The sequence below is a fragment of the Nocardiopsis halotolerans DSM 44410 genome (genome assembly GCF_000341065.1).
GTDB lineage: Bacteria > Actinomycetota > Actinomycetes > Streptosporangiales > Streptosporangiaceae > Nocardiopsis > Nocardiopsis halotolerans.
In genome coordinates this window covers 1-13,195 of record NZ_ANAX01000378.1, presented here as the reverse complement: position 1 = coordinate 13,195, position 13,195 = coordinate 1, and the positions used below count along the sequence as shown (strand labels likewise).

13 protein-coding genes and 1 riboswitch are annotated in these 13,195 nt (G+C 72.4%); of the genes, 4 read left to right on the top strand and 9 right to left on the bottom strand.

Going from position 1 to position 13,195, the window contains the following annotated elements; translation table 11 throughout:
- Positions 1–915: MacS family sensor histidine kinase (macS, locus tag D455_RS0127360; RefSeq protein WP_017573843.1), on the top strand; the 915-nt coding region annotated here is incomplete at its 5' end.
- Positions 916–931: 16 nt separating this feature from the next.
- Here macS and D455_RS0127355 read toward each other — a convergent pair.
- Complete coding sequence (locus D455_RS0127355) at positions 932–1,564, bottom strand: molybdopterin-dependent oxidoreductase (protein ID WP_026123038.1); 633 nt, start codon at positions 1,562–1,564, stop codon at positions 932–934.
- A 338-nt stretch (positions 1,565–1,902) separates the two neighbouring features.
- Here D455_RS0127355 and aroF point away from each other — a divergent pair, with 338 nt between their 5' ends.
- On the top strand, positions 1,903–2,949 hold the full coding sequence (gene aroF, locus D455_RS0127350; protein WP_017573841.1) for a 3-deoxy-7-phosphoheptulonate synthase: 1,047 nt from the start codon (positions 1,903–1,905) through the stop codon (positions 2,947–2,949).
- 119 nt (positions 2,950–3,068) lie between these two features.
- Here aroF and thiI read toward each other — a convergent pair whose 3' ends face one another.
- The 7 genes from thiI to thiO form a co-directional block, all read right to left on the bottom strand.
- Complete coding sequence (thiI, locus tag D455_RS31895) at positions 3,069–4,364, bottom strand: tRNA uracil 4-sulfurtransferase ThiI (RefSeq protein ID WP_051064715.1); 1,296 nt, start codon at positions 4,362–4,364, stop codon at positions 3,069–3,071.
- 518 nt (positions 4,365–4,882) lie between these two features.
- Positions 4,883–5,908, bottom strand: coding sequence for a 6-phosphofructokinase (locus D455_RS0127340; protein WP_017573839.1), 1,026 nt, complete (start codon positions 5,906–5,908; stop codon positions 4,883–4,885).
- Between the two features lie 209 nt (positions 5,909–6,117).
- Entirely contained in the window at positions 6,118–6,774 is a 657-nt protein-coding gene (locus D455_RS0127335; protein ID WP_017573838.1) for a response regulator, read from the bottom strand.
- 162 nt (positions 6,775–6,936) lie between these two features.
- Positions 6,937–8,952, bottom strand: coding sequence for a Stk1 family PASTA domain-containing Ser/Thr kinase (gene pknB / locus D455_RS0127330; protein WP_017573837.1), 2,016 nt, complete (start codon positions 8,950–8,952; stop codon positions 6,937–6,939).
- Between the two features lie 399 nt (positions 8,953–9,351).
- Positions 9,352–10,116: a thiazole synthase gene (locus D455_RS0127325; protein WP_017573836.1), complete on the bottom strand. Its 765-nt coding sequence runs from the start codon at positions 10,114–10,116 to the stop codon at positions 9,352–9,354.
- A gap of 2 nt (positions 10,117–10,118) precedes the next feature.
- Complete coding sequence (thiS, locus tag D455_RS0127320; RefSeq protein WP_017573835.1) at positions 10,119–10,331, bottom strand: sulfur carrier protein ThiS; 213 nt, start codon at positions 10,329–10,331, stop codon at positions 10,119–10,121.
- A 10-nt stretch (positions 10,332–10,341) separates the two neighbouring features.
- Entirely contained in the window at positions 10,342–11,562 is a 1,221-nt protein-coding gene (thiO, locus tag D455_RS0127315) for a glycine oxidase ThiO (RefSeq protein ID WP_026123036.1), read from the bottom strand.
- Positions 11,531–11,642: riboswitch (TPP riboswitch) on the bottom strand. (Overlaps the previous gene by 32 nt.)
- A gap of 93 nt (positions 11,643–11,735) precedes the next feature.
- Here thiO and D455_RS0127310 point away from each other — a divergent pair.
- Together D455_RS0127310 and thiE are read left to right on the top strand one after the other, a co-directional pair.
- The gene (locus tag D455_RS0127310; protein WP_017573833.1) at positions 11,736–12,089 is read left to right on the top strand and encodes an Rv2175c family DNA-binding protein; all 354 of its coding nucleotides are present in this window, start codon (positions 11,736–11,738) and stop codon (positions 12,087–12,089) included.
- A 184-nt stretch (positions 12,090–12,273) separates the two neighbouring features.
- Positions 12,274–12,936, top strand: a complete 663-nt coding sequence (gene thiE / locus D455_RS0127305) for a thiamine phosphate synthase (protein ID WP_017573832.1) — start codon at positions 12,274–12,276, stop codon at positions 12,934–12,936.
- A gap of 4 nt (positions 12,937–12,940) precedes the next feature.
- Here thiE and D455_RS31890 read toward each other — a convergent pair.
- Positions 12,941–13,195, bottom strand: a 255-nt coding sequence (locus tag D455_RS31890; RefSeq protein ID WP_040685170.1) for a zinc-binding dehydrogenase, incomplete at its 5' end; no start/stop codon positions are given.

The window sequence follows — 13,195 nt, the reverse complement described above, 5'->3', positions numbered from 1 at the left end:
CCCCGGCCCCCGCCGCTGAGCGGCTACTGGTTCGCCGGGGCCGCCCTGGCGGCCAGCGTCATCTGGGGCGGACGCGCCGCCGCGGGCGTCGCCGTGCTCTACGGTGTCGCCGACCTGACCCTGCGCACGCTCATGGGCGCCGCCGTCACCGCGGCGACCGCGCGTGGCGTGGTACTGCTGCTCCTGGCGGGGCTGGCCGTCGGGTACATGTCCTGGATGGCCGAGCGCGCCGAGGCGCGTCTGGCGGAGGCGGTGGCGCTGGAGGCGCGCGGCCGGGAGCGTGAGCAGCTGGCCCGCTCCATCCACGACTCGGTGCTCCAGGTGCTGTCCCTGGTGCGGCGGCGCGGGGAGGAAGTCGGGGGAGAGGCCGCGGAGCTGGGCCGGATGGCAGGGGAGCAGGAGGTGCGCCTACGCGCGCTCGTGGGGACCGGACTTCCGGGGGAGACCGCCGGTGGGGCGGTGCCCGGGACGGCGCCGCCGCGCGTGGAACGCGGGACGTGGGGGCGCGGGTCCGGAGGCGACGGCGTGCTGGTGGACCTGCGCGAGCCGCTGCGCCGCGCCGGGTCGGTCCACGTGTCGGTGTCCGCGCCCGCCACACCCGTCACCCTGCCCGCGCACACCGCCGACGAACTGGCCGCCGCCGTTCTGGCCGTCCTGGACAACGTGGAGCGGCACTGCCCGGAGGGTACGCGGGTGTGGGTGCTGGTGGAGGACGAGGAGGACGCGGTGACCGTGTCCGTGCGCGACGAGGGCCCCGGCATGGCGCCCGGCCGTCTGGAGGAGGCCCGCCGGGACGGCCGCCTCGGCGTGGCCCAGTCCATCCGCGGCAGGGTGGGCGATCTGGGCGGCACGGTGGAGTACGTGTCGGCCCCGGGGGAGGGCACCGAGGTGGAGATGCGGGTTCCGCGCCGCTGAGGCGCCTGGGAGGCCCTCACAGCGGCGGGCCGTGCCCCGGTTCCTCCTGGTGGGAGAAGCGCTGCTCGCGCCAGGGGTCGGCACGGTTGTGGTATCCGCGCTCCTCCCAGAAGCCGCGGCGGTCCGCGGTCATGTACTCCACCGCGCGCAGCCACTTGACGCTCTTCCACCCGTACAGGTGCGGTACCACCAGGCGCAGCGGCGCGCCGTGCTCGGGGGCGAGCGGCTCGCCGTCCCGGTGGGTCGCCAGCAGGACCCCCTCCGACAGGAAGTCGTCCAGGCGCAGGTTCGCGCCGTAACCGTACTCGCCCCAGGCCATCACGTGCGTGACCTCGGGTGAGGGTGGGGCGGCGGCGACCAGGTCCGCGGAGCGCACCCCGCGCCAGGGCACGTCCGGGGCGCTGAACCGCATCACGCAGTGAAAGTCGCTCACCGTGTCCGTGCGCGGCAGCCGCGCGAACTCCTCCCAGGTCCAGCGGTACGACCCCAGGTCATGGGTGGCTCCCATGACGCGGAGGTCCCACCTGTGCGGACGGAAGGCGGGCACCGGACCGTAGTGCAGCGGCCTGTGCTCGCGGCGCACCGCCTGCCCGGGAGGCAGCCGGAACCGGGCCCCCTCCGTAACGCCCTCGTCCCTTCCCTCGGACAATCCGTCCCCCTGCTCGTCTCGCGGCCCGCGGCGCGCCGCCGGAGCGGACGCCCCTCTCCACGGGCAGAACGTGCGTCCGGCCATCCTGTCAGGTGCCGACGAGACCCAGGTCACTCACCCCGGGTGTGCGGCGGCGCGGCGATCGTGCGCTATAGTCACAGCCATGCAGCGGAACTTTTGGCGCTTTTATGGCTACCGGCCCGACACCCCGGTCGCCTGTAAAGCGCTGCGCTGACACAGACGACTTGAGCCCCGGGCCGGTAGAGCCCGGGGCTTTTCTCGTTCCGGGCGCCAGTCGGCTCGATCATCCAACCGACGAGCAGCTAGGGACAACGCACATGGTCATCGTGATGGCGCCTGACGCCACTTCCGAGAACATCGACGATCTGGTCGAGCTGATCGCCTCCGCCGGGGGCGAGGCCTACGTGACACGCGGGGTGAGCCGCACGATCATCGGCCTCGTCGGTGACGTCGAGCGCTTCCAGGACCTGGGCCTGGCCGCCAAACCCGGCGTCGGCGACGTTCTGCGCATCTCCGCCCCCTACAAGCTCGTCAGCCGCGAGAACCACGACAGCCGCAGTGTGGTCAGCGTGCGCGGTGTGCCGATCGGCGGTGACAACGTCACCGTCATCGCCGGGCCCTGCGCCGTGGAGACCCCCGAGCAGACCCTCGCGGCGGCGAGGATGGCGCTGGAGGCGGGTGCGTCCCTGCTGCGCGGCGGCGCCTACAAGCCCCGCACCTCCCCCTACGCCTTCCAGGGCCTGGGCGAGGAGGGCCTGAAGATCCTCGCCGACGTGCGGGCCGAGACCGGGCTGCCCATCGTCACCGAGGTCGTGGACGCCGCCGACGTCGAACTCGTCGCCTCCTACGCCGACATGCTCCAGGTCGGAACCCGCAACATGCAGAACTTCGCCCTGCTCCAGGCCGTGGGCGACGCGGGCAAGCCGGTCCTGCTCAAGCGCGGCATGAGCGCCACCATCGAGGAGTGGTTGATGGCCGCCGAGTACATCGCCCAGCGCGGCAACCTCGACATCGTCCTGTGCGAGCGCGGCATCCGCACCTTCGAGAAGGCCACCCGCAACACCCTGGACATCAGTGCCGTCCCGGTCGCGCAGAACCTGTCCCACCTGCCGGTGATCGTCGATCCGTCCCACTCGGGCGGCAAGCGCGAGCTGGTCCTGCCGCTCTCGCGTGCGGCCGTGGCGGTCGGCGCCGACGGCGTCATCGTGGACGTGCACCCCCACCCGGAGAACGCCCTGTGCGACGGCCCGCAGGCCCTCCTGGGGGAGGACCTGGCCGAGCTGCGGGACCTCGCGGGGACCCTGGCCACCCTGACCGGCCGTACCCTCACCCCGGCGCCCGGCCACGAGCTGGCCGGTCTGTGAGCCGCGAATCCCGAACACCGCGGTGCCCCGGTCCCTCCACGGGGGAGGACCGGGGCACCGGTGCCGATCCGCTGGCGGGTCGGCCGGAAGCGTCGCCGGTGGGCCCTTCGGGCACCACGCTAGGCGGTGGTGGCCACCGACGCGCTCGCGGGCGCCACGCGCTTGGGCGCGGCCTCGCCCAGGAAGCTGGGCTTGTGCACCTGCGCGGTGGTGAGCAGGTGCTCGGCCAGCTCCTCGGCGTCCAGGCGCCTCTCGATCTGGCGCAGGTCCGGGATCTTGGCCGCGGTCTCCACCTGACGCGGGGTCAGCATGGTGCAGCAGTCCTCGTCGGGCAGCTCCGAGATGGCCAGGGTCCCGATCCTGCGGGCCTGGTCCATGATCTCGGTCTTGTCCATGCCGATGAGCGGACGCAGGATCGGCAGGTCCACCGCGTCGTCCAGGGCGGTCAGGTTGGTCATCGTCTGGCTGGACACCTGGCCCAGCGCGTCACCGGTGATCAGGCACTCCGCGCCCAGGTCGTCGGCGAGGGCCTCGGCGGTCTTGAGCATCAGACGGCGCTGGGCGACGATCTGGAGCCGCTCGATGCCGGAGCTCTTCAGCTGCTGCTGGGCCTTGCCGAAGGGAACCACGAACAGTCGTGAGCCCACCTGGTAGCGGTCCAGCTGGCGGACGAGGCTGTAGGCCTTGTAGATCGACTCGGGGCCGGTGAACGGCATGCCGGAGAAGTGCAGGAAGTCGACCTTGAGCCCGCGCCGGATCATCCGGTGGGCGGCGACGGGGGAGTCGATCCCGCCCGACATCAGCACCAGGCCGCGCCCGCTCATCCCGGCGGGCAGGCCGCCCTGGCCCGGCACGCCGTCGGTGAACACGAACGCCTCGTCCTTGTCCACCTCGACGTACAGGGTGTTGTCGGGGCGCTTGAGGTTCACCTTGTACCCGTGCGCCTCGATGACCTTCGAGCCCAGGTACCCGGCCAGCTCCGACGAGGTCATCTCGAAGCGCTTGTCCCGGCGCCGTGCGCGCACCGCGAAGGTGCCCTCACGCCCCTCCATGACGCGCACGCCGACGTCGGTGACCGCGTCCAGCTCCTTGGGCACGCGGCGGACCAGGTGCACCCACACCACGCCCATGACGTTGGCCATGCGGTCGGCGATCTCGGCGACCTCCAGGTCGGAGGCGCCGGGCTTGCGCACGATGATCACGCCCGCGCCGCGCTGGGAGAGGCGGATGTCGCCCAGGTCGCGCACGGAGGCGCGGATGTTGTTGTGCAGCCGCCGCTCGAACAGCTTGCGGTTGGAGCCCTTGAGGACGATCTCGCCGAGTTTCATGAGCACGCAGAGCTCGCCGAGCCCGGCGTCGGCTCCGACCTCCGGCCCGGAGGCGAATCGGCTCTGGTTTGCACAGTGTGTCGGCATCTCTGGACCTTGAGTGTTGTCGGTGGGTGAGAATCAAGCCTGTCGATGTGTCGCCGCCGGGCTGGCGGAGAAGTCGAACACCTGCGGAGACAGGGTAGGACCACCACCTTCTGGACGGGGCACCAGCCAGCGAAGCAGGAACCGCGCGCGTCGTGAGGCGCGAGCACCGCCCGCCCGCGGGGGCGGGTCGGAATCCCCGTCGTTCACGGCGGGGAGGATGTCAACTCCGGTGAGTGCCTTCGTGCCCCGAGGTGGGAGTGGAGTGGCGGTGGCGGGGCCGGGAGGCAGCCATCACCGTCTTCCAGTATCGAGCATTCTCCGCACCGCTCCGTCCATTTTCGGCCGGAGTCTCCGGGAGGCGGTGGGCACACGGCCGCCCCCCGGAACGCGGCGCGCCCCCCTCCCTGGGAGCTGGGAGGAGGGCGCGGACCGGTCCGGAGGGGGCGGCGCACGTGGCCGGTGGGTCGACCCCTCCGGCGGAGCCACGGAGAATCCGGGTCCCGGGCTCCGGGCCTCTTCTAGCCGAAGAAGACCTCCGCCTCCTGGTAACGGCTCTCGGGAACGGTCTTGAGGGTGTCGGTCGCCTCGGCCAGGTTCACGCGGACGATGTCCGTGCCCTGGAGGCCGACCATCTTGCCGAACTCACCCTGGTGCACGGCCTCGATGGCGTGCACGCCCAGACGGGTGGCCAGCACGCGGTCGAACGCGCTGGGCGTACCGCCGCGCTGCACGTGGCCCAGGACCACCGAACGGGCCTCCTTGCCGGTGCGCTGCTCGATCTCGTCGGCCAGACGCTGGCCGATGCCGCCCAGGCGCACGTGGCCGAAGGAGTCCTTCTCGCCAGTGGCGAGCTCCATCTGGCCCTCCTTGGGGTGCGCGCCCTCGGCGACCACGATGATCGGCGCGTACTGGGTCTCGAAGCGGCTCTCGACGTGCTTGACGACCTCGTCGATGTCGAAGGGGCGCTCGGGGATGAGGATGACGTTGGCGCCCGCGGCCATGCCCGAGTGCAGCGCGATCCACCCGGCGTGGCGGCCCATGACCTCGACCACCAGCGCGCGGTGGTGCGACTCCGCGGTGGTGTGCAGGCGGTCGATCGCCTCCGTCGCGATGTTCACGGCCGTGTCGAAACCGAAGGTGTAGTCGGTCGCGTTGAGGTCGTTGTCGATGGTCTTGGGCACGCCGATGACGTTGACGCCGCGGTCGTGCAGCTGGCGGGCCACGCCGAGGGTGTCCTCACCGCCGATGGCGACCAGGGCGTCGACGCCCAGGCCGGCCATGTTGTCCTTGACCCGCTCGACGCCGCCCTCGATCTTCATGAGGTTGGTGCGGGAGGAACCCAGGATCGTGCCGCCCCTGGGCAGGATGCCGCGCACGGCGGTCACGTCGAGCGGCATGGTGTCGCCCTCCAGCGGCCCGCGCCAGCCGTCCCGGAAGCCGACGAACTCGTAGCCGTAGTCCTTGATGCCCTTGCGGACCACGGCGCGGATGACCGCGTTCAGACCCGGGCAGTCCCCGCCACCGGTCAGCACCCCGACTCGCATACGAATTCTCCTCGACGTTGTGTGCTTTTACGACGCATGGCGCCATATGGTCTAGACCATAGTGGGCGCGGGGAGCCGAGGCCAACCCGGGTGGGCGAACAGGGCGTGAACGCGTGCCGCGCGGTCGGGGAAAGGAACGCCTTCGGTGTGCTACCTCCTGTTTCGTCCCCCATCGCCGGACGGGGGCCGTCGCCTCGTGCTCCGGCCGGTCACGCGTCCAGCCCCTGGTCGATGGCGTACCGCACCAGCTCGACCCTGTTGTGCAGGTGCAGTTTGGTGAGGGTGTTCTGCACGTGGTTCTGCACGGTGCGGTGGGAGATGCCCAGCCGTTGCGCGATCTGCTTGTAGGCGAGCCCCTTGGCGACCAGGCGCAGTACCTCGGTCTCACGCGGGGTCAGCACGGGCGCCTCCGGTTCCCTGGAGCGGGACGCCGACGACAGCCTGCGGTACTCGCCCAGCACCAGACCGGCCAGGCCGGGGGTGTACACGGCCTCGCCCGCGTGCACCCTGCGCACCGCGTCCAGCAGCTCCTCGCGCCCCGCCGACTTGACAAGGTAGCCGGTCGCCCCTGCCTTCACCGCGGCCAGCACGTCGTCGCTGGCGCCGCTCGCCGACAGCACCAGCACCCGAGGGGGGTCGGGCAGCGCCACCAGGCCCGCGGTCAGCTCGACCCCGGTCATGTCCGGCAGGTGCAGGTCCACGACGACCAGGGTGGGGCGCGCGGCCGGGGCGACGCGCAGCGCCTTGGCGCCGTCGCCCGCGGTGCCCACCACCGAGAACCCGGCCTCGTCGAGGTCGCGCGCGACCGCGTCGCGCCACATCGGGTGGTCGTCGACCACCAGTACCCGGATCGCCTCACTCGCCATGCGGGTGACCCTATCCCGACCGGCGGGGCCGTGGCCGCCCTCCGACCGCTCCGCCCTCGCTTCGCTCCGTGCCGCCTTCCGGAACGCGGACGGGGGTGTGCGGGCCGACCGGCCCGCACACCCCCGTCGTCTCCACGCGCTCGGGCGGTGCGCCCGGACGCGTCAGTCGTCGTTGCCGCGACCGTTGCCGCGACCGTTGCCGCCATCCTCGTCATCGAAGTCGCCGAGGTCGATACCGCCCGGGGTCGCGGTGATGGTGATCTCCGTACCCTCGGGCGCCTCGCCCGTGTGCGACTGGTCCACCACGACGTTGCCGCCGAAGAGCCGTTCGACCTTGACCTTGAACCCGGCGTCCTCCAGTTCCCTGCGAGCCTCGTTCACCCGCATGTCGGTGACGTCGGGGATCTCCAGGGCCGGTGGGCCGGTGGAGACGGTCAGGGTGACGGTGCCGCCGGCGCCGATGTTGGTGCCGCTGTCGGGGCTCTGCTGCATGACCGTGCCCTCCTCGACGTCCTCGCTCTCCTCCTCGACCACGTCGACGGCCAGACCCAGGTCCGTGAGGGCCTGGCGTGCGGCCTCCAGTTCCTGGCCGACCACGGCGGGCACCGGGATGCCGCGGCTGACGGTGAGCGTGACCGTTCCCTCGCGATCGGCCTCCGCGCCCGCCTCGGGGTCGGTGGAGATCACCGTGCCGGGATCGAACTCCTCGGACTCCACCTCCTCCTGGACGATGTCGTCGGAGGAGAAACCGAGGTCCTCCAACTCCTTGACGGCGTTGGCGGCCTCCATCTCGACCAGGTCGGGCATGTCCACCGTCTGCGGGCCCTTGGACAGGTAGACGGTGACCTCGGTGTCCGGGGACAGCCGCGATCCCGCCTCGGGATCGGTGCTGGCGACCGTTCCGGGTTCGGCCTCGCTGTAGACGCGTTCCTCGGCCAACGTGGAGCGCAGACCCTCCTCGCGGATCGTCACCGCGGCGTCGTCGGGTTTGCTGCCCACCACGTCCGGGACGGTCGTCTGCCCCAGGAAGAACCACCAGCCCGCACCGAGCACGGCGATCGCCAGGACCGCCGCTCCGACACCGATCAGCAGGTTGCGGCGCCGGTGGTCCGGACCGCCCCGACGCTCGTCGTAACCGTCATCGTCGTCGTAGTCGTCGTACCCGCCGCCGTCGAGGTCGGCGGCGGCCATGTCCACGACCATGGTGGCGTTCTCGGTGCCCGGGCCCGCACCGCCCGAGATGAGCTGGGGTGCGGTCACGGACGCCGTGGTCGCGGCGGCCGGGGCCACGGGAGCCATCGGGGCCTGGTTGACCTCGGGAGAGTCGGGCAGGCGGTTGAGCACCTCCAGCACGTGGGCCAGGTACTGGCCCGCGTTGCTGGGACGGTACTTCGGGTCGCGCTCGGTGGCCTTGGTGACCAGTGCGTCGACCTCCGGGGGCAGGCCCGGCAGGAAGTGCGAGGGCCGCGGAACGTCCTCGTTGACGTGCTGGTAGGCGATCGCGATGGGTGTCTCGCCGGTGTGCGGCTGACCGCCGGTGAGCAGCTCGTAGAACATGATGCCCGCCGCGTACACGTCGCTGCGCGCGTCCGCGACGCCCTTCTCGATCTGCTCGGGCGCCAGGTAGGCGGCGGTGCCCATGAGGGTGCCGGTACGGGTCAGGCCCTGGTTGGACTGCTCCACGGCGCGCGCGAGGCCGAAGTCGGCGACCTTGACCCGGCCGTCCTCGGTGATGAGGACGTTCTCGGGCTTGACGTCGCGGTGCACCATGCCCGCCTGGTGGGCGGCGCCGAGCGCGGCCAGCACCGGGGCCATGGCGTTCAGGGCGTCGCGCGGGGCCAGGCGCCCCTTGGACTTGAGTAGGTCGCGCAGGGTCCGTCCGGGCACGTACTCCATGGCCAGGAACACGTGCCCCTGGTCCTCACCCTGGTCGAAGACCTGGACGACGTTGGGGTGGGAGAGCTTGGCGACGGAGTGCGCCTCGTTGATGAAACGCTGTACGAAGGTGGGGTCCTGCGCCAGCGAAGGGTGCATCACCTTCAACGCCAGCCGCCGGTCCAACCTCAGGTCGTGGGCGACGTAGACGGTCGCCATCCCGCCTCCGGCGATCCTGGACTCCACGAAGTAACGTCGGTCCAGGGTGGCGCCTACGAGCGGGTCGGAAGTCGTCATGTCCACGGCGGAGTAGTGTCCTTGCTGCGGGGAGCGCGGGCTGTCGCGGCCGGTGGCGCGTACCCGACACCGGGTGTCGAACCGACACGATAGCGGAAGCCCGCGCCAGGTCTGCCCCGCGGTTCGCGGTCGCGCCGTCCCGTTCCCCTCTCGGTGGGGGACGTTCGCGCCTGGGTCGTCTTCGTGTGTGGGGCCCCGGTCCGGGCCCGTGCATTCCTCCCACGGTAGGCGACGGCGGCAAACGCCCCAGGTGAGGCGCACCGGGTTCCATCGCGGCGGTCACCGGGGAAACCGCCCTGACCACGGCTGACGACGCGCCGGACGGGGGTCCGACCGGCGCCGGCGAGCTCCGGACGGACGTGTCCCACCTCTCCTCCGCGCTCCGGGAACCGGGTCCGGCTCCGCCTAGTCGGGGTCCGGGGAGGACGCCTGCGCGTGGCGGCGCACCGGGATGCGTCCGGCCAGACGGGCGCCGCGGCCCGCGCGCACGGCGTCGCGCATCGCCGAGGCCATCCGCACCGGCTCCTGGGCGCGGGTCACGGCCGTGGCCAGCAGCACCGCGTCACAGCCCAGCTCCATCGCCAGAGCGGCGTCGCTGGCGGTGCCGATACCGGCGTCCACGATGACCGGAACACCCGCCCGCTCCACGATCAGTTCCAGGTTGTGCGGGTTGCGGATGCCCAGTCCCGAGCCGATCGGCGCGGCCAGCGGCATCACCGCGGCGCAGCCCAGCTGCTCCAGGCGCTGGGCGAGCACGGGGTCGTCGTTGGTGTAGGGCAGGACGGTGAAGCCCTCGTCCACCAGCTGCTCGGCGGCCTCCAACAGCTCCACGGGGTCGGGGAGTAACGTGTGCTCGTCCGCCACCACCTCCAGCTTGACCCAGTCGGTGCCCAGCGCCTCGCGCCCCAGCCGCGCGGTGCGCACCGCGTCGGCCGCGGTGAAGCACCCGGCGGTGTTGGGCAGCGCCCGGATCCCGTTGCGGGTCAGGACGTCCCACACCGACCCCTGCGTGCCGGGGGAGACCCGGCGCATGGCCACGGTGGTCAGTTCGGTGCCGGAGGCGATCAGCGCCTCCTCCAGGACCTCCAGTGACGGGGCTCCGCCGGTGCCGGTGATCAGCCGGGAGCCGAAGGTGGTCCCCGCGATCACGAGCGGGTCGTCGACGGTCATGTTCAGCCTCCCTGCACGGCGGTGAGGACGTCCACGTGGTCGCCCGCGCCCAGCGGACTGTTCCACTCGGTCCGGCGCACCACCTCGTCGTTGACGGCCACGGCGATGCCGCCGGGGATCCCACCGCCGTCGGAGGCGGTCAGGTCACGCACGACCGCCTCCACGGTGGTGCCGTCGGCGACCTCGCGGCGGTCGCCGTTGATGATCAGTTCCACTGCCAATCCCCTACTTCCACGTCGTGCCGGCCCCGCGGTCCGCGGAGAAGCGGCGGGCGTACTCCGGTAGGTCACCGGTGGTCAGCGCGCGGGCCATGACCTCGCCGGTGACCGGGGCCAGCAGCACACCGTGCCGGAAGTGCCCGGCGGCCAGGTGCAGCCCCGGAATCCGGGTGGGCCCCAGGAGGGGCTCGTTGTCGGGCGATCCCGGGCGCAGCCCCACACAGGTCTCGGTGATCTCCAGTTCGCTCACCCCGGGGACGAGTTCGCGCGCGTCCCGCAGCACCTGCCAGAGCCCTCCGGCGGTGAGCGCGGTGTCGTGGCCCAGCTCCTCCTGCGTGGCTCCGATGACCACCTCGCCGTCGGCGCGCGGGACCAGGTAGGTGGGAAAGCCCCGGACCAGACCGCGGACCGTCCGGTTGACGATTGGCGGTTCACCGTCGGGCACCCGGGCGCGCAGCAGCTGCCCCTTGACCGGACGCAGCGGCGGCACCACGGGTGCGGGTACCCCGATCCGGTCGCCCCAGCAGCCCGCGGCCAGCACCGCCTGGTCGGCGGGCAGGACCCGGCCGTCGGACAGGCGCACACCCAGCCGGGCGCCCTCCGGCCCGGAGGAGAGGACCTCGTCGACCCGCGCGGCGACCTCGGTCACGCCCGCGCGTTCGCCCGCCGTGACCAGGGCGCGCAGCAGCCGCCGCGGGTCCACGGAGTGGTCGTCGGGGGCCAGGACGCCGCCGCGTACGGACGGGGCCAGCATGGGCTCCAGGCGGCGGCACTCGCGGCTGGTGAGGCGTTCGGCGGCGACCCCCAGCCGTTGTTGGAGGCCGTGCAGTTCGGTGAGGACGGCCAGGTCGTCGCGGTCGAAGGCGACCAGGAGCGTGCCGGTGGCGCGGTGTCCCACGCCGACGCCGCTGGCCTCCTCCAGTTCGGCGACGAAGTCCGCGTACATGCCCGCGGAGCGGATACCCAGCTCCATGAGGGGTTCCTCACCGAACACCGCCTCGGTGGCGGGGGTGAGCATGCCCGCCGCGACCGTGGACGCGGCACGGGCTCCGGCCGGGTCGGGTTCGACCAGGGTGACGTCCAGTCCGCGCTGGGCGGCACGCCAGGCGGTGACCCGCCCGACGAGGCCGCCGCCGACCACGACGACACCGTGGTCGCCGGACGGCGTCGTGGAGGAGGGGGTGTTCGGGGTACGCACGGCTGTGGCCTCCGCTCCCTTCGCCGGCATGGTCCGGATCAGGTTCGTGCGGTCGGAGGCTCGCAGCCTCCCTCTCAGCCGGGTCCCACCCGGCTCCCGCGGGATGTCTGGTTGTGCCCCATCCTAGGACCTTTGTCGCAACCGGGCGACGCACCCGCCTGCGTGGGGGCGTGGGGTGCGTGAAGATGTGGCAGATTGGTCACGTGACACAAAGCGACATCGACACACTGGTCGGCGAATGGTTGACCCTCAAGGAGGCGGCCGAGCCGCTGGGAGTGAGCCCGAACCGGATCAAGACGCTGATCCGGGAGAAGCGCATGATGGGCGTGGTCCGCGGGGGAGAGTTGTCCATCCCCGCCGCGTTCGTCGACGGCCACGACCTGGTCAAGGGGCTGCCGGGCACGATCGTGCTGCTCAGCGACGCGGGTTTCTCCACCGAGGAGGCCCTGCGCTGGCTGTTCACCCCCGACGAGACCCTGCCGGGCACGCCGATCCAGGCCATGCGTGAGAACCGCGGCACCGAGGTGCGGCGGCGGGCCCAGAGCATGGCCTTCTAGTCCGCCCGTGCCTCCTCCCGTCGCCCTCCGCGTCCGTCGGCGCGTGGTGGTGAGGAACCGGGGCGGAGAACCTGGGCGGGGCACGGCCTTCCCGGCCGGCTTCCGCTGACATCCCGACGGGGAGGGGCGCGCCGTCGCGCCCCTCCCCTTGGGCACGTCCGCGCCAGGGCCTAGGGTGGGCAGGGTGAGGACCAGCCATGGAACCAGCCTGCGCAAGCGCCTGGACGCATCCCTTCTGTACCTGTGCACCGACGCCCGGACCCGTCAGGGCGATCTCGCCGAGTTCGCCGACGCGGCCCTGGCGGGGGGAGTGGACATCATCCAGCTCCGGGACAAGGGGCTGGAGGCACGCGAGGAGATCGCGGCACTGGAGGTGCTGCGGGAGGCCTGCGAGCGACACGGTTCCCTGCTCGCGGTGAACGACCGCGCCGACATCGCGCGCGCCGTGCGCGCCGACGTCCTCCACCTGGGCCAGCGTGACCTCCCCGTGCCGATGGCCCGCGACATCATCGGCGCGGACCCCGTCATCGGCCGCTCCAACAACGACGTCACCGCCGCGGCGGCCTCCGCCGAGGAGCCCGGAAGCGACTACTTCTGCGTCGGCCCCACCTGGACCACCCCCACCAAGCCGGGACGTCCGGCCGCCGGGCTGGAACTGGTGGAGCGCGCCGCCGCCCTCGGCACCGAACGCCCGTGGTTCGCCATCGGCGGGATCGACGCCACCACCATCGACCAGGTGTTGGACGCCGGGGCCCGCAGGGTCGTGGTCGTGCGCGCCATCACGGAGGCCGAGGACCCCCGTGCGGCCGCCGCCGACCTGCGTCAGCGCCTGGCCGCCCGTACCTGAGGCCCTACGGCACCAGCAGGACCTTGCCCGGTACCGTGCGCCCCTCCAGCGCGCCGTGCGCCTCGTCGGCCCGCTCCAGCGGCAGGGTCAGTCCCACGTGCGGGGTGATCCTGCCCATGCGGGCCTGTTCCAGGATCCGCCGCAGGGCGTCCCGCTTGGCGTCGTCGCCCCCCGACTCCAGGTCGAACAGGCCCAGGACCTCGACGCCGCGCCGCCCGGCCTCCCCGGCGTCCACCCGGGCGAAGCTGCCGCCCGCCGT